This is a genomic window from Rubripirellula tenax (genome assembly GCF_007860125.1).
In the GTDB taxonomy this organism is placed as follows: Bacteria; Planctomycetota; Planctomycetia; order Pirellulales; family Pirellulaceae; genus Rubripirellula; species Rubripirellula tenax.
Genome location: NZ_SJPW01000002.1, coordinates 878,560 through 904,225 on the forward strand (window position 1 = coordinate 878,560; position 25,666 = coordinate 904,225).

The following is a 25,666-nucleotide window of genomic DNA, read 5'->3' on the forward strand; positions in this document are numbered from 1 at the left end:
GTCTGATTAAATCTTCACCGCCGTCATGTAGCCGCGGTCGGCGATGGTGTCTTGATACGGTCCGACTTGGAAACCCATCGGCGCCAGTACTTCGCTGTACTCTTTGGCCGAATAGCATTTGCCCTGCGTGATGTTGGCCAACAGCGCCGAATACTCCGCCACCGGTAAGGGACCTGTTTTTTCGTCGTTGATGAAGGCTTCGTGGATCACCAGCAGTCCGCCACTGGGCAATGTCTCGGCCGTCTTTTTCAGCAGGGCAATCACCTCGGGAAAGTCCCAATCGTGAAGGACGTTGGACAGCAACACCACATCGGCACCGCCTGGCCAGGTGTCTGTGAACATGTCACCGCTGACCACGTCGACTCGTGATTCAAGTCCATGTCGCGTGATCTCGCCACGAACCAATTCGTCGACGGGCGGTTGCTCCAAAACGGTCGCTTTTAAATGATCGTGTGCCGCGACCAGGGTGGTCGAATAGATCCCCGATCCACCGCCAACATCCAAGACATGGCTGCGGTCGACCAGCATCGGCGATAACGATTGTGCGAGTGCTTGTCCGAACGATAATCCACGGCAATTCATCATGGCGGTGAACCCACGCGCGAACACAGGATCCAGCATCGACGTGTGCCAGTCATCGCCGTCACCTTTGGCTTGCCAATTCGCTGGTTTACCCGTTCGCAAAACCTTTAGGTGGTCCTTCAAGATCGGTGACTCGGCGATCGGTCGATAATACGGCCCCAAGAACCAAGGCGAAGTCGCCACTAAGTGCTCGCGCCCCATCGCTGTCAATCGATGACTGTCACGATCGTCCGTTTCGATTAACTGCATCGCGCGGCAAAGCGTCAACAGCACATCACCGGGCCGATCAGCAATGCCAAAGTGCTTCAGCAAGTCCGGCGTCGTCGCACCGGCATGCGTGTCCAACCACGTGAAGAGATCGAACTCAAGAATAGCTGCACCAATCAAGTCGGCGGCGTATTGCCGGTCGCGATACCGCAGCAGCAAAGTGGGTTCGGTAGTCGGTGACTGTGAGAGCGGATGATTCATGAAAATCTTTCGTGGCCCCGCGATGCCGCTCGCGGAATGGACTTGCGAAGGCGTTTATCAGTACCGTCCCACGAGCGACGTCGCGGAACAACAGGTGGCTACTGCGTGAACTCGACCAAACGGTCGACGCCGTTGATCGGGTGCGTTGTTTTCTTCCCACCCGGCCAAGTGATGATCACTTCTTGGACGTCGGTGTCATCGCCCAATCCGAACGTCACGGTTCTCTCGGACTGACTTAAGTAACTGCGTGTTGGCATGACGGTACGTGACAAGATCGATTCGCCTCGTTTCAGTTGGACGATCCCACCGATCGCATCTCGGTTCACGTCCGTTCCTGTCAAATGAACCCGCAACCAATGATGGTCGGTCGTCTGGTCATTGCGAAAAAGCCGAGGCGCGGAGTGGCTGGTGGAAATGACAACGTCCAGATCGCCGTCGCCATCAAAGTCACCATAGGCCGTTCCACGACCGACGATGGGATCGCAAAACGCTTGACCCGTGCAACTGCCGTCCACCAACACCAATTCACTTTGCGAATCGCGTCCCGCGTTCCAAAACAGTTGCGGCGGTTGCTCGTACCGCTGAGTCGCCTGGGTCTTGGCGATTTCTTCTTCCAAGTGGCCGTTCGCACCCAGCACGTCCAATCGGCCATCCAAGTCGGCATCGAAGAAAAACAACCCGAACGTTAGACCCTGCCGCGTCGGTGGCCCGAATCCTGTGTACATCGCAGCATCAATGAACTGCTGGTGGTCTGCATCGCCGCCTGACCGCGCCATGTACAGGGCGCTAGCTTCATTGGCAAAGTTACCAATTCCGATCGCCAATGACCCGTCGCCACGAAAGTCCGCCGTATCGATACCCATCGCACCTCGAGCGTTCCCGGTGGCTCGGTCATAGGCGATGCCCGTCAACCGACCGACTTCCGTGAAGGTGCCGTCTTTGTTGTTTTGGAACATAAAGTTGCGGACGGTGTCGTTGGCGACAACGATGTCCATCCAGCCATCACCGTTGATGTCCACTGGTGCCACGCCCATCGCCTTGCCAAGTGGCACATCGGTATCGTCGCTGCGAATCTGAATTCCGGCGGACGCCGAAACGTCGCTGAACTTTCCGTCGCCGTCGTTGTGGTACAGGTACGAATACGATCCCGCAAACGCTTTGGGTGGACCATAAGCACGTGATTGTCCATCGAGCGTGAATTCTTGGCTGAGGTCGAATTCTTTACTCCACGCAACGTAGTTGCAAACGAACAAATCCAAGAGTCCGTCGTTGTCGAAGTCTAAGAAGCCGCAACTGGTGCTCCAAACATCGGCGTCGCCTTCGGTTCCGGACGAACTCGATACGTCCGTAAAAACGCCATTGTCGTTTCGAAGCATCCGATTCTTGCCAACCGCCGAAACGAACAAGTCACTGTCGCCGTCGTTGTCGATATCGCCCACCGCGACACCCATCCCATAAAGCGTGATGTCGGCCTGGGTTGTCTCGGACACGTCGGAAAAACCGAATTTTCCGTCACCCGAATACAGACGGCATGGCGTGGGTTGGTCCTTTCGCTCTTCGTCCCAAGGCCAGTACGACGAATTGACGAAAAACAGGTCGTCGTTGCCGTCACCGTTGTAGTCGAACACTGCAACGCCGCTGCCCATCGTTTCGGGCAACAGTTTTTCGCCGTAGCGACCGGACTGGTGAACAAAGTCGACGCCACTTTGAGACGTCACGTCGGTCAACGGAAGCAGGGGGATCGCTTGTTCGGTCGCTTCGCGAACTTCGGGTAATGTGACTTCGACTTCGGTCGACTGGGCTTTCTTTTTATTGACGTTCAGATAGATCAGGATGCCAATCACCGGCAAACCCATCAACATGATCACGATCAATGACGTGCGAAGGGCACTGGCGATGACGGCATCGTTTTGAACATCTTCATGCGGCTCGTCGTCGTGCGGTTCGTTACCGTTTGGATCAGATTCAGTCATCGAAGAAGGGGGCGTCAAAGGGGATGGGCGAGCCGAGACGGCGGCAGGGCCTCGACAACGATATCGTTACCGCTGGAGATCGTAGATCACGAGTGCTTCGGCGGCTTGGTTGGCAGCCGGATAGCGGCGCCGCGCCGCGGGGATTGCAACTTCGGCGGCATTGTCGTCCGTTTTGTATTTGGCGTGAAGGACACGATGCTTGTCTGCGCTGGATGAATCGCCCATCCACGAATAGATTTCGGCCAAGTTGGCATGGGCGGCAACGTTTTCGGAATCCACTTTCAACACCGCCAAAAATGCGTCACGTGCTTCGGCAAGCCGTTGCTTGAACTCGTCGTCGTTGCCCCTCGATTCCGCACGCTGGGCCAAATCGATCAGAGTCAAACCTAGCTCGGTTCGCACTTCGTAGTCGAGCGAAAAGTCGAAACCGCGATCCGGCACCTTGGTTTGTAGCACCGATTCAAGCGACTGGGCCGCCGCATCCAGGTTTCCCTGTTGCCGATTGACCATTCCGCTAAGCCAGTTGTGCGTCCAAGTCGGCGGTGGTGGATCCATCGCGGCGGCGCGCCCCAACGATGCGGTCGCCCCGTCTAAGTCGCCTTCGGCAAATTGGACGCGAGCCAAATTGAGCGGTCCATCGAAACGCCCCATCTCTTCGACCTTTGCGAACGCCTGGGCCGCCTGTTTCAGTTCCGCCTTGCCTTTAAGCAGCAACCCGATGCCATAGTCGTTCCATCGCTGCCAAAGTGGGAACGCTTCTTCCTCGGCTGGTTTCTCAGACGCGTCGGCAACCGCAACATCGACGTCCAAGATCACCTTATCGCTGCAGATTTCGATGATCGGAAGATCGTTCGGCGCGCCCGGAAGCCCAATGTCCAATCCGTCACGCGCCGGGTCGCGATCGCGACGGATGTAGTCCAAGTACTCGGTGTCAAATTTCCGATACAGCAAGCGGGCGGTCACTTCGATCGGCGCCGACGACGCTTCGGGCACGGACAAACGGTAGTGGATCGACTGCCCAGCACCCGGCGGAATTTGGTGCGTGTAAAGAGGCGTGAAAATGTTCTGAACGTTACGGCGATTCAACCTCACGCCGTCACGGTCCAACATGAAGGTGTTGACGAAGTGAGACCACGGATCCACCGCTTCAAGTTCGTCGCGCTGGCCGCTTTGCCCAATCACTTTGCCGTCTTGAGTCGCCGTCAGCTCGACCCAAATTTCGTTGCTGTCCGTCGTACCTTGGGTGAAGTGATGCCCCAACTTCATCGTACGAAGAACGGTTTCTATCAAGTAAGACTGGCCGGCTTGAACCGTCGTCCGATCCCCCAGCGGCGCGACAAGCTCGCCGTCGATTGCGGCACCCGTGCGCAGCCCGAACAAGTCAACACGCAGCGTGTCCTTCAAGTACTCGCGATGCGCATCGACGGCACCTGTATCGCCATACCAGTGTGCAAGCGCCGTGTTCGCACTTGGAAAGAAGTGATCGTGGACGCCAAGCCCTCCTAGCTTCTCCATGTACTTCGCACCCACTTGGTCGCTGGCCACGGCCGGCATGTGACACTCGTTGCAGTTCGCTTGTGCCTTGGGCGGATAGTAAAAACTTCGCGCACCGTGTCCCGAAACGCCGGACAGCAAATAACTGTCGAAGTGATTTTGGCCCCGCAAAAACTCTTTGTACGCCGTGACTTCGCCGGGCAATGAAACCTTGTGACACGTACTACAGAACTCAGCCGTCTTATGAAACGGCTTCAACATTTCATGTTTGTGAAAAGCCGGCTTCGCCTTCACCATCAACGAATTCAGTTCTTGCAGCAACGGGTTGTCGCTGTAGGCGAACGGATAGTGTTTGGGTTCGTCGATCGTGTAGTCGGCGTTCCCGACATTGCTGTCTACCGACTGGATCGCATGACAAACCGTACAAGTGATGCCCGCGTGCGCGGTCGGGTTGCCCACATCGTCGTAATTCGGATCGTCGAATTCGCCGCTAAAGAATGGCACCGGGTCATGGCATCCGGCGCACCATCGCGACGCTTGCAAGGTGCCGGCACGCTCGGTGGCGACCTTGCGGGTTTCGCGAACCGACGCCCGGTACGCGGGGTTGTTGAAACTGCTCAATCGGTGAGCGCTGTGGATGAACGAATCATTGATGTCACTGTGACACCTCAGGCAGTAGTCGTCGTTCATCAGCGTTTCAGCGGCGATGAACTTGCCCGACTCGGTTCGCGCCAACGAAGGCTCGAAATACTTATCGCCATCAATCGGTGTTCGGTCGTCGCTCAGTCGCGGGTCCGATGCTTGGAACGCGACCATCGCCGCAACGAAAACGCCGATCGCCAAACCGACGCGCCGGCCGATATGCCACTTGATGCGGGGGCCGACCAATCGGTGAAGCCAATACAACCAAATCACGACGACCGGAGCAATTAAGTGAGCCCAGTAAACGGTGTTTCGCGTCGCCGGATTCACGATCGCAAACGACCCGACTCGCATCAACGCAAGTCCGCTGACCAGAATCAAAATCGCGATCGCAAACAGGGCATAGCCGATCTTCACCGCGCGGCGATTGCGGCGATCCTTGCTGCGCCACATATGAATCAGACCGAACCCGATTGTGGGCACGATTAGCAACAAACCCAGCCCAAGGTGCAGCAGAAACATCAATTGGTAGAAGTGCGTTTCCAACACCCGCCCGGTCGCGACCTGTAGCCAAGTGATCGACGTCAAGTACAGACCGTTGGCCGTCAGAATCCCGAACAACGTCAAAACGACGTACAAAACGATCCGTAGCCGCGGCGTTACGGGGCGTTTCGGCGTTTTTTTAGATATAGACGGCATAGATAATCAGCGATGGGACGGCGCCTCGTAAAGTTCTTCTACGCCACGAGTGATCCGATGGTTTGGATGGTCGAATGATTTACAGCGACTCGGTCGGCCGAAACCAAAAATCGCGGAACGATTGCTCGCGTTGCCGATGAATTTCGTTCAACTCGTTGCGTTTCTCTGCTTCCTCCGATTCACTGACGGGCGGCGGATAAGAGGTCATCGACCGATAGGGAAGCGGCCCAATCGTTTGCCCCGCCAACGTGTTCAAGTCGGCGTCCTTGTCCCAGCCAACGTTGTGCATCACGAAGTCACGAACCCACCCGGTTGGCAATTCCTTTTCGGGCATGGCAAAAGTCAATCGAACTTCGTCACCCGCACCAATCACCACCATCCGATCGTCCCAACCGCGTAACAGGTCGGTGCATTCACCGGCAGCGGTCAATTTCCCAGCCAGCGGCGGCCAGCGGGGCGTCGTCGATGCGTCGTTGTAGTCGTAAAGTTCGGGCGATTTTGCGTCGGCTTTCGTTCTGGCCGAATATCCATGATAAGCCACTTCCGCCGACAACAACTCCATTGGTTCGGTGGTGAACGTGGCGGGTGACGACTGGACCACCAATTCGGCAGCGTCCCAGTAGATCTGCGCCGACGTTCGCACTCGCATCCGCACATCGTCGCGGTCAACAACATCCGTCACGTCGATCACGATGGTTTTCGTTTTGCCGCCCGGGAAACCTGCAAACGGAATCGCATTCCGCCATCCCGATGGGGACTCACTATCGGGAACCCAAACGGACGGGAATTCGATCGGATCCAATTCGTCGTTTTGGTCGATTTGAATATTCAATGAAGTGTCGGCCGGCATGATCCAACCGGTCATGACCAGATAAACCGAACCTTCCGCAGACAGTTCGTCGAACGTCATATCGATCCAGTGCGGCGGGCAGAGACCTTGGCGAAGACGCTGATCAAAACCTTTCATGAAGTTGCCGTCGACGCGGCGCACTTGATCCGTGACTTCTTGACCCAACGGATCGATGGCGACGGCGGGCGTGTGTCGGTCCGATTTGCCGAACGCAAAAATCGTTGGCGTTGCGATCTGACCTGGACCGACTTTCTCGTTCGTCCAAATATCGACGTCTGGCGGATGGTCGACTGCGGTGATCGCGACTTCGTCAAAGTAGGCGACTTCCCACAATTCTTCGGTCAACCGGAACTCGTATCGGTCGCCTTCATCGGTCGAGCGTGGACGAATCTGACGACCATCGATCTTCAAATATTCCCAAGGCCGATCCTTGGCAACGACGCCGTCGGCAACCTGCAAACCCAACGGAGCCGCCCACAAACAATCGGTCACGAATTCAAACTGCTCGCCATCCCAGGCATACAAGTAGGGACATGAACCCTTCAGCGTTTGCTCTTCTTCGACAAGTGTGTCGGCTTGGATGTCGCGAGTCGTTTGCGTCAAACCATTAGGCAGAATCGCGCGAACGTTGCCGGCGGCATTGAACCGAGCATTGTCATAGCCATCGATACCGAAATGCGTTGAAGGCGATTTCACGATCCGAGCCCGGTAATGGGGCCCGAAACGCAGTTCCAAAACCGAACCGATCGCGTAGTGATTGACGCGTCCGGTCGCATTGTCGTCGATGCCTTTGAATCGGACATCAAGGAAGTGACCTGGCGACGCGGTTCGATTCATTGCGACACCCAGTGATCCGTCGCCGACGGCGGCAAAGTCGATCGCGCCGTCCGAGTTAAAGTCCGCCGCTTCGCTTCGTTCTGTCCCGAACGATCCATCACTAATGTCGCTGAAGCCCCATGGTCCGATCGAGGCGGTCCCCGAGTCGGCGATCAAGTCCAGCCACGAATCGTTATCAACGTCCGCAATCAAAAATGGCGCCGCGATTGCGTCGGCCGTTTCGATATGGTCGACGGTCCACGCTCCCGCCGCCGCCGTTTGTGAAAACACGATCGCCGAGCTGTCGGAACCCGCGACGACCAAATCCCACGATACGTTGCCGTCGACGTCTTCCACCGCAATCTGTGAGGCACCGGCAACCGGCGAGATCGTGTCCAGCGTTCGGCCTCGAAACTGCAAGTGCAACAAGTTTTCAAGCATCCCGACTTTTCCGCTGGCGTGAGTCGTGACCAGATCCAAGTCCAAGTCGCGATCCAAATCTGCGATCGCCAGCGCGGTCACAGGATCGGACCTTCCAAAGTCCTCGTCCGATCGGGGCAGTTCGAAAAACGTGCGGTTGCCACGATTGACGAACATGCGAACGCCGTCGTTTTTCGTCGCGAATATCAAATCCAAATCGCCGTCGGCTTCTAAGTCGCCCGCCACTGCGGCAACGACGCCCGTGACGTCGCCAAGTCCCGTGTCACCGTCAACAAACACGAACCGTTTCGTGTCATCAGTTTCCGTTCGGCCGTCGACGCACACTAACTGAACACCGTCGTCACCGCAGAGCACCAAGCAGGGCAGGGTGTCGTGGCGACCAGCCACGGACGTTCCGCCCGACCGAATGCGATCGGGGCTGCTGCTGTCGACGACAAATAAATCGGCGACCACGATGACCGCAGGTACGAACTTGACCTTCGCCGAACCCGCGTCCACAAACACACCGTCGCCATCGTTTCGCATTGCCCGAATCCTCGATTCCATGTCGATGGTGACGATGTCCGAATCAAGGTCCAGGTCCATATCAACGACCGTCGCGATCCACGGCGGAACTGGCGTCTGAACCGGCACCATTTCGAACTTGATCGGTTGGTCACCACGCGGCACCGGCGCACCCCCGGCGATCACCGACGACAATCGTCGCAACGAATCGAACGACAGTTCATCCAACGGGTGCGGCGAAGCAAGTCGCCGGTCGGTCTTCACGATTTCGGTTCCGTTGAGCACGTTGAACCATTGCAGCATTCGCGTTTCGGCGGTGGACCAATCACCCGATTTGATTTTCGCGGTGATGTCGGCAACCAGTTCTTCGGGTGTCATCCCGATCGCTTTGGTTTCTCGAGCGATCATGGGTGAAATCGCGCGAGCCAGACTTCCGGTTCGTTCCACCAACGGCGCCGCCGTCTCGCTCTTGGTATCAATGTTCAGTCGCGCCGCTCGCAGAGCGAAAAACAAGTTCTCGGGGTGAGAGTCCGACAACAATCGCATCGTTTCAGCGGCGGCGGCAAGCGTCTCGGCGGGAAGCCCATCAATCGGGTCTTCCATTTGCCCGAGCACTTCGATCAGCGAACCGCCCAGCATGCGTGACGATGGTTGCTTACCGATGGGACCGCCCACGGCTTCGGAAAGCTGGGTAAAGATATCGCGCCGCAGCGACTTGGTCATCGACGCCGGCAACAACGCCGCTTCTTGCATATCGATGCGGGTCCGCATCCAAACGGGAATGACCGGGTCGGCCGAGAATTCCGCGAACTGATCGATCGCGGCGCGAGCGCCCGCGATCGCATCGGGCAACTGCGACCGAGCCTGCTGTTTCACCGCCGCTTCTAAAGACGCGTTGGCAACTTGCCCGGCCAACGCATCGACCTTCAAAATGCGATTGAGCGCCCGATTCTTCAGCATCGACGGATCATCCGGCGATTGCGAGAACAGCGTATCCCAGTCCTTTTCCGCCGCTTCGGTCTCCAAATTCTCAGTCGCCGCCAACGCGGTGCGGGTCAACTCCGACTGCTTCGATATTTCTATTTCTGCGTTCGCGTCAGAATCGACCGCACCCTTGTTTCCCAACAAATCGCCGGGCTGATCCTTGCTAGACGCAACGATCCAAGCGACCGCAATCAAAACACCCACAAGTAAAACCGCAATTGTCGTCGTTTTGCTATTCATTCCGTCACTCTATTCGATCACGCGAGTACTTTGCACCGGAGGATTTTCGAAACGCGTTGCTTCGGGTCAGCGTCCTATCGCTGTACCGATGAAGGCAAGAACGATCGGACGAATCTGCTCGATGTTCCACGGTCCAGTTTGACAGATTCTCTCGCTCGTTGAAGCATCGCGGGGCGGCGAGTAAGATCCGGGTCCGCTGCGGAGGGTGCCCCAGTGCTGGTTCCGTCGAGTTTCTTTCTGTCTGCTCACTTAAAGTACCTATGGATATCGCAAAGTTTATCGACTCGACCGGCGCCACGCGTGTTGCAGTGGTCGATGGCGACCGAGTCATTCCGCTTGTCCTGGACACAAAATTTCCGTCGCTGTCGGACCTGCTTGCCGCAGATTCCCCTTCGGAAGCGATCGAATCGCTGGCAAAGGACGATCCGGTCGCGATTGGCAACGACTTTCAGTGGTTGCCGCCGATCGACCATCAAGAGGTCTGGGCGGCCGGTGTGACATACAAACGCAGCCAGACGGCGAGGATGGAAGAATCCGAAGCCGCGGCTTCGTGTTACGACCGAGTCTACAATGCCGATCGGCCCGAGCTGTTTTTTAAGGCGACGCCGCACCGTGTTTCGGGACACGGCGGACCGCTGCGAATTCGTACCGACGCGACGTGGAATGTGCCCGAACCCGAGGTCACATTGGTACTGTCACCCAAATTGAAAATCATTGGGCTGACCATCGGCAACGATATGAGTTCGCGAGATATCGAGGGCGACAATCCACTATATCTGCCTCAAGCGAAATGCTATGACCAGTGTGCGGGGCTTGGGCCTTGGATCTCCCTTTATGATTCACTGCCACCGGTCGCCGAGATCGCGATCGATTTGAAGATCCTTCGCGGCGGCGTTGTCGTCTTTGAAGGCCAATCAGGCGCGGACCAAATGGCTCGCAAGTTTGACGACTTGGTCGCGTGGCTGGGCCGCGACAACAGCTTTCCCAACGGTGCGTTTCTGATGACGGGAACCGGCATTGTTCCGACGACCGAATTTACCCTGGCAGCCGGCGACGTCGTCAACATCACAATCGCGGGCGTGGGCACGTTGTCCAACGCGATCGTGCAAGGTTGATTGTTACTACACGGCTCGCATTCACATCCAACGACTAAAGTTTTTCATGACTGCTGATACTCCTGCGAACGTTCGTCCTGTTTTGATCGCTGGCCAATGGCGAGTCGCAAAATCATCGACCACCTTTCAAGCAACGGACCCCAACAAAAACACGAAGCTGGCCGCCGAGTTTCCGGTCAGCTCGTGGGACGACTGCGACGAAGCGCTCAACGCCGCCGCCGATGCGGCGCGCCAGCTTCGCAAAATGCCGCCTTCAAAGATCGCCGCGTTTCTTGAACGCTACGCCGATCGCATTGACGCGGCCAAGGAAACACTAGTGGAGTCCGCGTTCGCTGAAACCGGATTGGCGAAGAGTCCTCGATTGGGCGACGTCGAATTGCCTCGAACCAGCAACCAATTGCGTGCAGCCGCCAAGGCTTGCCGAACCGGAAACTGGGCCATGGCGACGATTGATACCGCGGCCGGAATCCGCAGCGTCTTCGAACCGCTCGGACCAGTATGCGTCTTCGGTCCCAACAACTTTCCGTTCGCGTTCAACAGCGTTGCCGGCGGTGATTTTGCGGCCGCCATCGCAGCCGGCAATCCGGTGATCGCCAAGGCCAACAGCTCGCATCCCGAGACGACACGACTGCTCGCCGAGCAAGCCGCCGAGGCTTTGGCGGAAACAGGCTTGCCGCCCGCAACGGTGCAGCTGATCTATCGAACCAGTCACGCCGATGGCGAATGTTTGGTGTCCGACCCACGCGTCGGCGCGACCGGTTACACAGGCAGCCGCGGCGCGGGCCTGACGCTCAAGTCAGCTGCTGACCGAGCGGGCAAGCCAATCTATCTGGAACTTTCCAGCGTCAATCCCGTCGTCATTACTCCGGCGGCGCTTGCCGAAAAAGGCGAAGCGATCGTCGGCGACTTTGTCACCAGCGTGCTGATGGGCACGGGCCAGTTCTGCACCAATCCCGGCATGGTCATGCTGGTCGGTGGTGCCGAAACGGACACGTTCATCGCAGCAGTGAAAGACAAGTTCGCATCACTACCGGCCGGAACGTTGTTGTCGCCCGCGGTCGCAAAGAGCTTGTCGTCAAGCGTGAAGACGCTGTGCGACTTTGGCGCTGATCTATTGACCGGTGGCGGCGAACCAGAAGCCGGTCGCTGTGCATACGCCAACACGTTGATGAAGACATCGGCGAAAGCATTCTTGGGGAACCCCGAAGGGTTCCAAACCGAAGCCTTCGGCAACGCATCGCTATTCGTCGTCGCCAACGACGTGCCCCAGTTGTGCGAAGCGATCGGTCATCTCGAAGGCAACCTAACCGGATGTGTTTACACGGCCAATAACGGCTCGGACGATGATGCCTACGCATCGATCAGTTTCGAATTGTCACCCAAAGTCGGGCGATTATTGAACGACAAGATGCCAACCGGCGTCGCCGTTTCCGCCGCGATGAACCACGGTGGGCCCTACCCGGCGACCGGACACCCCGGCTTCACCGCGGTCGGCGTCCCCGCATCGTTGGTGCGATTCGGCAAACTGACCAGCTTCGACAACGTGCGAGCCGATCGCCTGCCCGAAATCCTAAAAGACAAAAACCCAACCGGCGAAACATGGCGGATGATCGACGGAAAGTGGTCGACGTCGAACGTATAGAAAACGTGAGCGGTCAAGTCGTTGCTAAACGGTACAAACTGTAGACGGAATTTCTGGACTTGCCGCTGTATCAGCCGTTCTGGTCGGCTTGGCATTGTCGATCTTGGGACTAGCCGCCAAAATGACTTACGGAGTGCCGCCTCGCGAGAGCGGATGATTCTGTCGATGGATCGGAGCAGTGTGAAATGATGTTGTCGGATGTTTGCGCCAGCGAGTTTCTAAGTGGCGATCGTTCTCGGGGGTCCCAATTGGCGATGCAGCGAAGCGTTCGGTTGACCAGCGTCGGTTCGACCGGCGCCTTGGCGATCGCGGACGGTTCGTGCGGCGAAGAATATGTTGTGGGCGTCGACTTTTCGGATACGCAAAACGGTCGGCTGGGCGTCACTTGCGATTGCATGCGGTACGATGGTGGCGATCCATGCAAGCACTTGTGGGCGATGATGAAAACGATCGACGCCTCCTATGACGTGATCGCGCAGTCGCCAAAACGTTTGCAGCTATTCGACATCGACGCCAGCGTTTTGGATACCGGCGATCCGTTGAACCAACGTCAAACCAATCGTGCATCGGCCCAACGTTCAGCAAAGGAAGAGAAGCGTTCGGCGAACGAAGAACGGCGACTGAGAATCTTGGAAGCGGTTCGTGCGTCAGTAAACCGGCGTGATGCGCCGACCGCGGCCCAACCAATAGCCGCGGCTTCGATCCAAAATCAGTCAACCGGAAAGACGGCGACGACATGGAAGGAATCGATCCGATCGCTTGGGTCGGTGTCCCCAACATCCGGCCATCTGGAATCGCACGGAATTCCTCGCGAAGTTTTCGCTGAGTCCATCGTCCAGCAACAACATTGGTTCGTTTTGTCTTTGGCCGACAGGATGAACGAGCAAGCGTTCAATGTGCAAGTGTTCGAAAGCAAGCGAAAGAAAGATGGACAATGGGGCACGCCGGTCGCGTGCACCATTGCACCTAGTCGATTGCCTGCGTCGATGACGCACGACGAACGCGCGGCCTTTGCGACGCTTCAGCCGGGCGAAGATTCGGGGCAGGGCAACTACTACAATCCTTACCGTCCGCCGACGTTTGGTCAGTTCACCGTCCACCCTTCGCGACTGGACGAATCACTGGAGGTACTGCACACGACGGGTCGGTTCGCGTGGAAACTTGGCGTGGGCAAGCGGTTCGAGGACGCGCGGCGGATTGATGACGTCGACACTGGAAGTGCATGGCAATTCGAGTTGGCGATCAACGCGAGTCCAGAAAATGCGAAGTCGTTGGTGGTCGTTGCTGGTTTGAAACGCGACGGCAAAACGATTCCGATCCGATCGGTCATGCTTGCAAGCGATTTGGGCTGCGCACTGGTTGAATTGCCGAAACAGGAACGCGAGCGGGAATGCGATTCAGATGATTCGTCGCCGCGAGTCGGCGTGATCAAGATTCACGCGGCCCAAGCATCCACCATCCGAGGCTGGCAGCGGGTCGGAAAGGTCACCATCCCCGGTCGCAGCATCCACACATTATTAACCGAATTGTCGGCTAATCATGGCAGCTTCGATTTGAGAATCGATCCGTCGATCGATGTTGCCCATCGACTTGGCGTTCCGTTGCCACAATGTTTGCTAAAACAGCGAGAAAAAGGCACGGCTAGCTTTAACGCACAACTGCTGGTGCGTTACGACGATCGGCAAATCGCATTCGACGATTCTGTTCAATGGTGGTTCGATCGACGCGACAAATCGATCGTCCGACGCGACCGGAGCGCCGAAGCCGAATTTCTAAACGCGATTGATGTTGATCATTTCGATCTTTTGGAAACGTTCGACGATGTCGAAATGCGAATTCCGAAAAGCAAGTTCATCGGCATGGTTGAACGATTGCAATCGGTGGGATGGGAAGTCCTTGCCGAAGGCGTCGCGCTACGGATCGCAACGGATTTTGACATCGCAATCTCATCCGGCATCGATTGGTTCGATCTCCATGCTGCTGCCAACTTTGACGGCGTCGATGTCGGGCTGCCTGAATTGCTGGCGGCGCTGAGAAAGGGCGACAACACGATCCTGCTGGACGACGGTACGTTGGGGATGCTTCCCGAAGAATGGCTGAAACGGTTCGCCGGTTTGTGTGACAGCGGCGAAGCGACCGACGATGGCCTGCGGTTCAAACGTACCCAGGCTCTCTTGCTTGATGCGATGCTCGCCGACCACCAGGGCGTCCAGAACGATCGATCGTTTACCGATTTTTGCCAAAAGTTGAAGTCGTTCGAGGGCGTCCAGGCCGTACCTGCGCCGGAGACATTCACGGGTAAGTTGCGGGAGTATCAAGAAATCGGCTTGGGTTGGTTCGGCTTTCTCCAGGATTTCGGTTTCGGCGGTTGTCTGGCGGACGACATGGGCCTGGGCAAAACGATTCAAGTGCTCGCGTTGTTGGAATCGCGACGAAACCGCCGCGTTCCGAAAGGCCAGATACGAAAACCCTCGATTGCTGTGGTTCCCAAATCCTTGGTCTTCAATTGGATCGATGAAGCGAAGCGTTTCACGCCCGACCTTCGGGTCCTGAACCACACGGGATTGGATCGTCACGAGCAATTAAAAACCGCAACCCGTTCGTTAGCAAAAAACAAAGCAAACGCGTTTGACTTGATCGTGACCACCTACGGCACCTTGCGAAACGACGCCGAAACGTTTTCGAAAATGGAATTCGACTACGCCATTCTTGACGAAGCACAAGCAATTAAAAATCCGAAGAGCCAATCGGCGAAGGCGGCACGCTTGCTTCGTGGTGACCACCGTTTGGCGATGACCGGCACACCGGTCGAAAATCACCTGGGCGATCTTTGGTCGCTGTTCGATTTCTTGAACCCTGGAATGCTGGGGGGCGCACCCAAGACGGCGACCTTGGACAACGATGAAGATCGAAAGCGGATCGAGCATGTCAGTCAGTCGTTGCGACCGTTTATCTTGCGGCGCACCAAGCAACAGGTTTTGACCGAGTTGCCGGACAAGACAGAGCAGACGTTAGTTTGCGAAATGAGCAAGCCACAACGCAAGATTTACGACGAAGTCCGAGAACACTATCGCTTGCACTTGAGCAAGAAGGTCGAGGAACTAGGGCTGAAGCGGGCAAAGATCCACGTCTTGGAAGCCTTGCTGCGATTGCGCCAAGTCGCCTGTGACCCACGATTGGTGGATAAAAAAAGCAAAGTCACCGGCGCGAAGATCGAAAACCTGATGCAGAACCTGACCGAACTGATCGACGAGGGGCATAAGGTACTCGTCTTCTCTCAATTCACTCAGTTGCTGGCGCTGATTCGATCGGAAGTGAACGATCGCGACTGGGACCACGAATACTTGGACGGCAAGACGCGAAAACGGGATGCGTGCGTCAAGCGTTTCCAGGAAGACGATACCTGCCAACTGTTCTTGATCAGTTTGAAGGCGGGTGGAAACGGATTGAACCTGACGGCAGCCGACTACGTTTTCATTCTCGACCCGTGGTGGAACCCAGCGGTGGAGGCGCAAGCCATCGACCGGGCGCACCGCATGGGGCAAAGCAAGTCGGTGATGGCGTATCGAATGATTTGCAGTAACACGGTCGAGGAAAAGATCATCACGATGCAGCAATCCAAACGCGACTTGGCCGATGCGATTATCAGCCAAGACAAAAGTTTGATTAGCGGACTAACCGCCGACGATTTACAACAGTTGCTGGCGTAACGTTGGAGCATTGCGTTCAATACGCGGCTATGTGAAGTGCCCCTCGAAGATCGTGTCTTCGCGATTCAGTCGCGACCAATCGAAGGTCTTTTCGCCAGGCAAGAGGTCGACGCTTTCGGCGGCCCATCGGACGATTGTCTCAGGTGCAATGCCTTGTTCGCGATAGTGGCTCAATCGCGTGTCGCCGTGACGTTTGGCTAGTCGCCGGCCGTCGTCGCCGCGGACCAGTGGCACGTGGGCGAACCGGGGCGGGGTTGTGCCCAGGGCTTCATAAATTTCGAGTTGGCGGAACGTGCTGGCCACCAAGTCGTTGCCTCGGACGACTTCGGTGATTCCCATCGCCGCATCATCGACGACAACCGCCAATTGGTACGACGGGGCGCCGTTTTTTTGAGTGACCGCAAAATCCCCCAGCGAGGTTTGGGGCACGCATGATTGGGGACCTATCACAAGGTCGTCGAAACCGATCGATCGATCGCCGGACCGAAAACGCCAACAGAACTGTCCGGCCGGCGGGATTGCGTCACCGTGTCGCCATCGCGAACACGTGCCAGGGTAGATCGCGCCCTCGTGTTCAAAGTGAGGCGCAGAACCGGCGTCGTCGATGTCTTTTCGGGTACAAACGCACGGGTAAACCCTTTCAGCAACGATCAATCGGTCGAGCGCCGATCGATACAGTTCCAATCGCTCGGTTTGGACATAGGGTGCATGGGGACCGCCGACGTCGGGGCCTTCGTCCCACGTGATTCCTAACCAGGCCAGGTCGTCGATGGCTTGCTGGGACGCCCAGGGCTTCACTCGCGGCGAGTCGACGTCCTCGATGCGCAGCACCATGCGTGCGTCCGATGCCATCGCGGACCAGTGGGCGATCAAGTAAGTTCGCGCGTTGCCCAGATGCTGGGCACCGGTCGGCGAGGGAGCCAGTCGGGATGTGGTCAGTGTGTCTCGAATCACGGTGTCTTTGGTTTCCATCGCCGGTATCCCAGTCCACCGACCACAGCGGCACCAACCAACACGCCGCCGAGCGCCAACAGGACTTGCGCCCACGCACTGGAAAGCACGATCTTGTTGACCAAGCCGTCGTGTTGATCGGTCGACTTGGGCATTTGGCCGGTGAATTCAGCCACGTGGTGCAAAAAACTGACGGCTAGCGAAGCTTTCGGGATCTCTTTATGGCACGCGATGCACGTTCCTTCGCGTCGAATGTGATCCATTTCTTCTTTGTTGAATGCTCGCGACAACTTGAAGTGGTGACCGACCGTTCCGATTTGGTTTCCTTCCTCGTCAACGATCTGGGACCAATCATTGGCCAAGTTTTCGATCGGCTCCATTTGGGGCTGAGTCTTCTGCGGCAAGATCTTTCCGTCGACGGTTTCCAAATCAACCGTGTGCTGTTCGTCCCATGGCCGTGTCGAACCGATACCCAATCCGATTGCTTTGTCCGATGCGTGACAGGACTCGCAAGACCGCGCGTCCTTCGTCGTGGTGTGCGGCTGAGTCGGGCTCATGTCGATCGCCAATTGGCCTTCGTCGCCGCCCCCTTCGGTGCCCGGTTCGGTCATGAAGATGTGGTTCAACAATATCGGTTTTCCGTCTTGGCCGATCAGCGTCACTGACGGCTGGCATCCAGGCGCCAGCGGTGTCACGCGGCCTTCGCCATTGATGCCCAACATCGGTTCTTCCCAGCGAAGATACGAACGTTGTTCGGTGATCTTTCCGGGAATGATCGTGTCATAGCCCGTTTCACCGCGATCGGCCGCATGTGCTTCGTCCATGTGCTTGCGACCGGCGGCGACCCAGTCAAAGTTCTCTTTCGAGTCCTGGCACTCGGGACACTTGTCCTTTTGCGAATAGTCGATTTTGACGTGGCACCCATAACACTGGGGCGTCCAACTGCTGTGGCACGTGTAGCATTCCATTCGGTCCAAGTGCTTGGAGACGCCCATCATGGAAACCATTCCGCGTTCGCTGATTTTTTTCTCTTCGACCAACTTCTTAAGCGGCTTCATCGGGATGTCTTTGCCGGCCGCCGTGTGCACGATGATTTCGTCGCCTACCCGAACCACGTTCTCGTAAGGATTCCCGCGAGCGGTAAGCAACAGCCCGTCGCGAATGGCAACCGGCGAACCCTGTTGCGTATGCGGCAACGCCTCCGTCGCGGTTCCCCGCGGTTGCCCTTGGGCGGGATCCATCGCGAACTCGTCCATGTAACCGAGCGGCAACTCCCACGGATACATTTCGGGCGTGCCGTGACAATCGCTGCACTCGATTTGGACCGACGCCAAGTTGGCGGCGGCCAGGAAGCCGTCGCCGTGAACGTCCAGCGATGTGTGACAGTCTTGGCACGTCATGCCCTTTTGGTAGTGGACGTCCTGCTCCATCGCGATGTAGTGCTTGGTGTGCAGTGCCGGTTGATCACCACCATCAGCCGCAAATGGCGCGTGATAGGGCGATTCCATCAAGCCTTGAAACGATACACCGATCCGCTTGCCACGGTCATGGCACGTCGTGCAAGTTTCGACGGGAATGCCCGAGTACGTTTCGTCATGAACGGTTACTTTTGCTTCCCGCGTCCCTTGGATCGAATGCACCAACATGTGTCCGGTTTGGTCATGTGGAACCGAGGGGTCCGCGCCTTCATAGAAGCCTTCGTTGCCGTAAGGCACGTGACACGACGAGCAACCCATGCCTCGGAAATCACCGCGTTCTTGGCGTCCCTTTACCGCGTGGTGGCATCGTTGACATTCTTGACGAATGTAGGTGAAAGCCGCGAGCGTCGGATCGTCATTCAATCGATCCAGTTCGTCGAGCCCGACAGCGTCGGGAAGTGGTTCATGTTTGGAAACAAAGACGTCGGGTTCAAGTTCGGTCAACCGTTCCATGTAGGCGCGATACGCATCGGTCCCAAGTCTTGCACCCGGATCGTCGGGGTTCGCGACGGCGTAGTTGGCCCAGCGGTGGTTGTAGCCGGTCAGCGAACCGAATGCCCAGCACACACCCTGGATCTTGCCGGCTTCGGTCATCATCAGACTTTGCCACTGAACTCGCACCTGCGTCGGGTGGCATTGGCCGCATGTTTGTTCGTTGATCCAGGGGCTGCCGGGATCGGGATAAAACGACTCGCCGGCGAATTCGCCGTGGGCGACATCCTTGTCGATTCGCTCGTTCGGATCGCCACGGTGGCAAACCACACATCCGGCCGGGTCGCCCATCGTCGGACCGAGCTCCATGATCTGCTTCATCATGCCCGAATCGGCTTCACGGATCAGTTCGATGTCGCCGTGACAGGACATGCATCCCGACGCGGCAGCATCGGGGAAGTGGTCGACCAATTTGTCGGCTGCAAACAGGACGCTTGGAACAACCGTGGCGATCACGGCGACCAAAAACGAGCGAATCAGGACAAGAGACATTACGACCTGTGCGGGTCAGCGGCGAAAGACCGCGGATTGTACCACACACCCGAAGAATGGCCCCACGACGTTTCATCAGGACGTTTCATCGCGGGGCCGAAATGGTGCTGCGTTCCCAAGTGGATTACTACCCCATTTCGAACGCAACACAGACTTCCAACGCTATTGCAACTGGAACTGACGCGTTTTCACTTCCGTTGCGGTCGGGAAGTCATCGGGAGCTTGCGTCAGCGTGACGTCGCCGCTTGCCGCCCACTCGGTGCCACGAACCAACGTTGTGATGAAACCGACACACTCCATCGAACCGTCATTGTCGCCCATCGGCGTGTGGAAAATCCGCCCCTTGCCGTAGTCGATCGTGATCAACATCGGCTCGTGACGATCGGTGCCTTTGTATTTGGGATCGGCATAGGCGGTCGCCAGGATCGACATATTGTTGGCCGGTCCACGAAGCTGCTGATACAGTTCGTCCTTGGCGTGCATCCAAGCTCGCGGCAACCCCTTGGTGATCGGGTGATCGGGATCGCGAATGACGATTTGATATTCGTGTTGCGGACCATGGTTGCCACCCGAGCCAACGGATTCATCGCGAATCACTTTGCCCGCGTCGTCAACGTAAACATAGGGTCCCGATTTTTCGTTGCGGCCGTCCCAACCGCCTAGTCCGATCATCTGGTTGAATGCGTCCCAATCGCCGAACGAGTTGTCGGCGGCGTGAACGATCACCATGCCGCCGCCACCTTTGACGTACGCTTCCAAAGCAGCTTGTGTTTCTTTCGGCCACGGAGCAGCCTTCCATCCGAAGTTGCTGAGCACGACGTCATAGTCGGCGAAGTTCGGTTTGAAATCAGGATCACTTTTCGGCTCAGCCAAGTCCTCATACGCCTTTCCATCGCTGAGGGGGAACTTCTCCAGCAAATCGCCGCCCTTCCAGGTGTACTTCGTCCGCAAAACATCGACGGAGAACCGGCCGCTGTCTTCTAGAAATTCTTTCATCATGATTGTGGTCTTCGGCCACATCACGTGATTGTTTTGGCCATCGATGATCAGGCACTTCAGTTTGTCGTCGGCCGGAGCATTGCCGGCAAATGACGCCATACCCGCCAGAAGAATCAACAGCGTGAGGATCGTTTTCATAAGTTGTGTTTTTAAGGTTGGAGAAGTTGGGGGAAAAAATGAAACAGACTAGGAAGCTTGGTACTTCGCCAGTTGGGCCATCGATTCTTTCAGGTTGCCGTAAAGATCACGATAGATGGGGAACAGTTGGTCGTATTTTTTTGCGGCCGCTTTGTCGACTGCGGTTTCATCTGCCACTTTAATCGTAGCCGAACACGCTTGCTCGATCGACTTGTAAGCGCCATCGCCGACCGCCGCCAACAGGGCGACTCCGAATGCCGGCCCCTGCTCGACGACCAGCGTTGTGACCTTCTTTCCGAATACGTCGGACTGCATTTGACGCCACATCGGGTTCTTGCTGCCGCCGCCCGACGCGCGGACTTGCTTCACCGGAACACCCATCGACGTGATGATTTCGAGACTGTCGCGGAGTGCGAACGTGATACCCTCCATCACCGCGCGCGTCATGTGACCGCGCGTGTGGGTCAAGTTCATGCCCACGAAACTGCCTCGGGCGTTGGGGTCCGCGTGCGGAGTGCGTTCGCCATTCAGATACGGCAGGAACAAAACCCCATCCGAACCTGCGGCCACCTTCGCCGCTTCGGCCGTGGCCGCTTCGTAGCGTTTCGCATCGGCGACGCCGGTCAATCCACGGATGACGGAATCCACCCACCATTGCAATGATCCGCCGCTGGTCAAGTTGACACCCATCATGTGCCACTTGCCGTTGACCGCATGACAGAACGTGTGCAAACGCCCGTCCGCGTCATATTGCGGCTGGTCGCTGTGGACAAACATTACTCCGCTAGTGCCGATCGAAGTACTCAGCACGCCGCTCTTGACGACTCCGTTACCCACCGCGCCGGCCGCACAATCGCCCGCGCCGCCGACAACTTTGCAATCGGTCGTTAGGCCTAGCAATTTTGCTGCTTCGGCGGTTAGCGTGCCGGTGACTTCGTCGCTTTCGACCACGCGCGGCAACAGCCCCGCGTCGAGGCCAAGCTTGCTGATCAACTTCGTCGACCACTTTCGCTTGACCACGTCTAAGAACAGCGTTCCACTGGCATCGCTGACTTCCGTCACGTAGTCACCGATCAAACGACGGCGGATGTCGTCTTTGGGCAGCAAGACTTTGGCGAGCTTGTCAAAGTTGCGTTTCTCATTTTCACGCAGCCACAAAACCTTTGGCGCTTGAAATCCGGTCAACGCCGGGTTGGCGACCATCTTGATCAATGCTTTTCGACCACCGGCGGCGGAAGTGATTTCGTCGCACTGGGCAGCCGTTCGTTGATCGTTCCAAAGCAGCGCGTTCCGAATCACTTTGTCGTTCTTATCCAAGAAGACGCTACCGTGCATTTGGCCGCTCAACCCGATCGCCTTCACGTCGGCGGGTTTTACCTTGCCAGATTTCATCACCGACCGAACGGTTTTGACTGTGGCGTTCCACCAATCTTCGGGATCTTGTTCGGTCCAACCGGGCTTGGGCTGGTGCAACGGGTATTCCGCGTTCGCTTCAGCAATAACAGCGCCAGTTTCGTCGATCAAAAGAGTCTTGGTTCCGCTGGTTCCGATGTCGATGCCTAGGTAGTAGCTCATGGTCTGCTTGATTGGTGAAGACAAATGGTCGTGGGAAAGTTCTTGCGGCAGTCGTCGATGCCCGTCATGTGAACCGAGCGGTAATATAATGCGTATCAGGAGCCAGTGCTGCATCGACTCCTATCGATCTGCTTCGATCGTTTTTGACCCGTCCCGAGCGAGCCAACGTGTCCGTCCATCGTATTTCCATCAACCGCCGACAAGCTATCGTTCGATCGGCCTCTGCCTTGGCAGGGGTGGGAGTCATCGGATGCAATCGTCCAACTGCTGCACCCACCGCCGCCATCGATGCCCGAAACGACGTGCCACTTCGGATCACCTGGGTTGGCAATCAAGAAGACGCCGACGCGATCGTTCGCGGCTGGGCATCGGTAAGCGAACAGGCCATCACGGTGGATGTTATTCCGCTGGATCGAAACGACCTGCAGCCGTTATCGGATCTTTTGCCGACCCTATCGAAATCCAATGACGTGATCGCGGTGCCCTCTATGCTGGTCGCCGAACTGGTCGCCAACGAGTCGATTGCACCACTGACGGGCGATGACATTGATTCCCTGTGCGGTGAACTTCAGCCAGCGGTTCGAAGCGGCTTGTCGCGATACGGCGCCGACACCTATGGCATACCGATCACGACTCCGCTGCCCGCTTTGATGCTGGGTCCGTCGGAAAAGTCCGGCGGCGAAACCACGACAACCTGGAAACAGTACGACCAGAACGTGCGTGACCGTTGGAACGGAAAAGCGGCTGAACCGATCGCGGACGGATGGGCTGCCGCCATGTTTCTGTGGCGAGCCTCGTCGGCGAAAGGCGGCTGGCTGTTCAGTCGCGAAACTTTCGCCCCTTTGATCGATGGCGATGACTACGTCGCCGCGTTGTCGCTGATGAATGAAACGGTTTCTCGATACGAGAAGCCGCTTCGGAACGCGTCACAGGTCTGGACCGGACTTTGCGACGGCTCGCTGCTTGCGGGAATCGGGTTTCCCACCGAATCGGTGCAAACGGACAACGAAATCAAGATCTGCGATCTGCCTTTTGGCGAATCCTCAGGCGAGTCCACGTCCAAACAGCAACTGTTTGATCCGCTTAGCACCATCGTCGCCATTTCAACGAACTGTCGACAAACGGCTGCTTCGAAAACGTTCCTTGCTTGGATCAGTGGTGGCGAAGGCAGCCAATCGGTGCGGCAAAAAATCAGTCCGACGGCAGCAGTCCGCGATACCGATAGCTCGGTCCGAACCAGCGAATATTCTTCCTGGTTAGAAACAAAGCTGCAGTCGCCCGTGACGCTACCGGCCATGCAAGTGATCGCAGCGCCGCAATACTACGATGCACTCAATACGCAGGTGATACGGTGCCTCGACGGCAAGTCATCGGCCCCGGAGGCGTTGGGCGAAGTAGCCCAGCAATGGAAAGTGATCACCGAGAGCATCGGCACCGACATCCAACTACGAGCCTGGCGACGAGCGTACGGGATGCGGGCCTGAGCACCCATCATACTGCGCATCATGATGCCCGACCGAAAGAGTTGCCCGACGTTGAGAATGCCAATGGGCCAGTGACTCGCTCGTTCGAGAAAAATTACCAGTCGGGCTTCGCCATCCGGAGGATGATGACTACGAAAAAACCACGCCAACTTTTCCAACTGGCGTGGTCTTTCTGTTTTCACATCCGCGGGCTAGATATTACTCTTCGCTGCCTGCGGCTACGGCTTCTTCGGCTGGTGCGTCACTTTCGAACGAGGGCCGTTCGGCGGTTCGCTTGACACGGTCATTCTTGCCGACGAATTCCAGAATGGCTCGCTCGCCATTATCACCCAAACGCGGCGTGGCCAAGCGGACGATACGCGTGTATCCACCCGGTCGGTCAACGAAACGCGGTGCAACGGTGTCGAACAGGATTTTTGCAGCTTCTTTATCGCCGATCAATTGAATGACACGTCGACGTGCGGCAACAACAGGTGCGCGAGCAGCTGCCCACTTCGACCACTGGTCGCTCGTACGCCACTTCTTCCAAGCGTCGCTTCCACGTTCCGCCGAAGATTCAAACTTCGTGGCTTCTTCCGCGGACTGCATGGATTTCTTGGCAATGGTGATGCACTTTTCGACCAAGGGGCGAACTTCCTTGGCTTTGTGCAAAGTGGTCGTGATACGGCCGGCAACCTTGGGCGCATTGTCGTCGTACGTCGCATCGCGTTCTGTCAAAAACAGCGCGCTGGCGAGGTTCTTCAGCAAAGCTTTACGGTGGCTCGGGCTTCGACCGAGCGTGCGGCCTCGTCGTCGGTGACGCATGGCGAAATGTCCGTCAAAAAGTATTCAAAGGTGGTGGAAAAGGGGCGGCGCTTCGTTAGCAACGCCCCGTTGTATTCTTAAAACAGGCAGCATCTTAAAACAGCGGTGCGTTCGGCACTCGCATGCCCAAGTGCAAACCGTATTGAGCAAGCTTCTCGCGAGTCTCGTTCAACGTTGTGTCGCCGAAGTTGCGAACTTCAAGCAGGCTGTCTTCTGTACGTTGCACCAAGTCGCGAACGGTGCGAATGTTCTCGCTTTCCAAGCAATTGTTCGCACGCACCGACAAACGCAAATCGCCGAGCGTCATGTTCAACTTGGCTTCCAATTGAGCCTCCGGCGAACCGGCGCCACCACGAGCGGCCGAGAAAATGCTCGGACCAAGTTCGCGGTATTGGACGAATGGGTTGAGGTGCTTACGAAGAATCTTCGCAGCTTCGACCAGCGCCAACTCAGGGCTGACTGAACCATCGGACCAGATTTCGAGGTTCAACTTGTCGTAGTTCGTCTTTTGACCGACGCGAGTTTCTTCGACTTCGTAGCGCACGCGAGTGATCGGGCTGAAAACCGCATCGATGGGAATGATTCCGATCTCGTGGTCGACGGCGCTGTGCTCGGTGCTGGACACGTAACCACGACCGTTCTCGACAACCATTTCCATCATGAATGGAACATCGTCGGTCAGCGTCGCGATGACGTGATCTTTGTTGATGATTTCGACGTCCGAGTCGGTTTGCACGTCGGCGCCGGTGATGACGCCGGCCTTGTTGGCTTCGACAGTGATGACGCGCGTCGCTTCACTGTGGTTGCGAACGACCAGGCTCTTCACATTCAGAACGATTTGAGTGACGTCTTCAACGACACCCGGAATCGATGTGAATTCGTGCTGGGCGCCGCGAATCTTGATCTGCGTCACGGCGCTGCCCATCAAGCTGCTAAGCAGAACTCGACGGAGGCTGTTTCCGACGCTCGAGCCGAAGCCACGTTCGAAGGGTTCAGCAACAAACTTGCCGTAGGACGATGTCAGGGTATCACGGTCAACTTCCAGTGCGGAGGGAAGTTCCATGCCACGCCAACGGATATGCATTGTCATGTG

Annotated in this window: 14 protein-coding genes; 4 read left to right on the plus strand and 10 right to left on the minus strand. The window is 57.0% G+C overall.

The window, feature by feature from the left end; genetic code table 11:
- Positions 1 to 6: 6 nt before the first annotated feature.
- The 4 genes from Poly51_RS09050 to Poly51_RS09065 form a co-directional block, all read right to left on the minus strand.
- Positions 7 to 1,050 carry a methyltransferase gene (locus tag Poly51_RS09050; protein WP_146456470.1) on the minus strand — a complete coding sequence of 348 codons (1,044 nt, stop codon included), beginning with the start codon at positions 1,048 to 1,050 and terminating at the stop codon, positions 7 to 9.
- Between the two features lie 98 nt (positions 1,051 to 1,148).
- The gene (locus Poly51_RS09055) at positions 1,149 to 3,023 is read right to left on the minus strand and encodes a CRTAC1 family protein (protein ID WP_146456473.1); all 1,875 of its coding nucleotides are present in this window, start codon (positions 3,021 to 3,023) and stop codon (positions 1,149 to 1,151) included.
- A gap of 66 nt (positions 3,024 to 3,089) precedes the next feature.
- Positions 3,090 to 5,858 (minus strand): tetratricopeptide repeat protein, encoded by a 2,769-nt coding sequence (locus Poly51_RS09060; RefSeq protein WP_146456475.1) that lies wholly within the window; start codon positions 5,856 to 5,858, stop codon positions 3,090 to 3,092.
- Positions 5,859 to 5,937: 79 nt separating this feature from the next.
- Positions 5,938 to 9,693: an FG-GAP-like repeat-containing protein gene (locus Poly51_RS09065; protein ID WP_146456477.1), complete on the minus strand. Its 3,756-nt coding sequence runs from the start codon at positions 9,691 to 9,693 to the stop codon at positions 5,938 to 5,940.
- Between the two features lie 260 nt (positions 9,694 to 9,953).
- On the opposite strand from Poly51_RS09065, the gene Poly51_RS09070 reads away from it, so the two are divergent.
- The 3 genes from Poly51_RS09070 to Poly51_RS09080 all read left to right on the plus strand — a co-directional run bounded on the left by Poly51_RS09070 (position 9,954) and on the right by Poly51_RS09080 (position 16,160).
- Positions 9,954 to 10,808, plus strand: coding sequence for a fumarylacetoacetate hydrolase family protein (locus tag Poly51_RS09070; RefSeq protein WP_146456480.1), 855 nt, complete (start codon positions 9,954 to 9,956; stop codon positions 10,806 to 10,808).
- 46 nt (positions 10,809 to 10,854) lie between these two features.
- Positions 10,855 to 12,450 carry an aldehyde dehydrogenase (NADP(+)) gene (locus Poly51_RS09075; RefSeq protein WP_146456482.1) on the plus strand — a complete coding sequence of 532 codons (1,596 nt, stop codon included), beginning with the start codon at positions 10,855 to 10,857 and terminating at the stop codon, positions 12,448 to 12,450.
- A 185-nt stretch (positions 12,451 to 12,635) separates the two neighbouring features.
- The gene (locus tag Poly51_RS09080; RefSeq protein WP_146456484.1) at positions 12,636 to 16,160 is read left to right on the plus strand and encodes a DEAD/DEAH box helicase; all 3,525 of its coding nucleotides are present in this window, start codon (positions 12,636 to 12,638) and stop codon (positions 16,158 to 16,160) included.
- A gap of 27 nt (positions 16,161 to 16,187) precedes the next feature.
- On the opposite strand, the gene gluQRS is transcribed toward Poly51_RS09080, so the two are convergent.
- From gluQRS to xylB, 4 genes are all read right to left on the minus strand, one after another.
- Positions 16,188 to 17,132 carry a tRNA glutamyl-Q(34) synthetase GluQRS gene (gene gluQRS, locus Poly51_RS09085; protein ID WP_146456486.1) on the minus strand — a complete coding sequence of 315 codons (945 nt, stop codon included), beginning with the start codon at positions 17,130 to 17,132 and terminating at the stop codon, positions 16,188 to 16,190.
- On the minus strand, positions 17,111 to 19,573 hold the full coding sequence (locus Poly51_RS09090; protein ID WP_246114369.1) for a multiheme c-type cytochrome: 2,463 nt from the start codon (positions 19,571 to 19,573) through the stop codon (positions 17,111 to 17,113). Before Poly51_RS09090 ends, gluQRS begins: the two co-directional genes overlap by 22 nt.
- A 162-nt stretch (positions 19,574 to 19,735) precedes the next feature.
- The gene (locus tag Poly51_RS09095; RefSeq protein WP_146456489.1) at positions 19,736 to 20,710 is read right to left on the minus strand and encodes a ThuA domain-containing protein; all 975 of its coding nucleotides are present in this window, start codon (positions 20,708 to 20,710) and stop codon (positions 19,736 to 19,738) included.
- Positions 20,711 to 20,758: 48 nt separating this feature from the next.
- The gene (gene xylB / locus Poly51_RS09100) at positions 20,759 to 22,285 is read right to left on the minus strand and encodes a xylulokinase (protein WP_146456491.1); all 1,527 of its coding nucleotides are present in this window, start codon (positions 22,283 to 22,285) and stop codon (positions 20,759 to 20,761) included.
- 167 nt (positions 22,286 to 22,452) lie between these two features.
- Here xylB and Poly51_RS09105 point away from each other — a divergent pair, with 167 nt between their 5' ends.
- Positions 22,453 to 23,769 carry a hypothetical protein gene (locus Poly51_RS09105; protein WP_146456494.1) on the plus strand — a complete coding sequence of 439 codons (1,317 nt, stop codon included), beginning with the start codon at positions 22,453 to 22,455 and terminating at the stop codon, positions 23,767 to 23,769.
- A 198-nt stretch (positions 23,770 to 23,967) separates the two neighbouring features.
- Here Poly51_RS09105 and Poly51_RS09110 read toward each other — a convergent pair whose 3' ends face one another.
- Positions 23,968 to 24,573, minus strand: coding sequence for a bL17 family ribosomal protein (locus Poly51_RS09110; protein ID WP_146456496.1), 606 nt, complete (start codon positions 24,571 to 24,573; stop codon positions 23,968 to 23,970).
- Between the two features lie 94 nt (positions 24,574 to 24,667).
- A complete protein-coding gene (locus Poly51_RS09115) occupies positions 24,668 to 25,663 on the minus strand; it encodes a DNA-directed RNA polymerase subunit alpha (RefSeq protein ID WP_146456498.1) in 996 nt (331 codons plus the stop codon).
- Between the last annotated feature and the right edge of the window lie 3 nt (positions 25,664 to 25,666).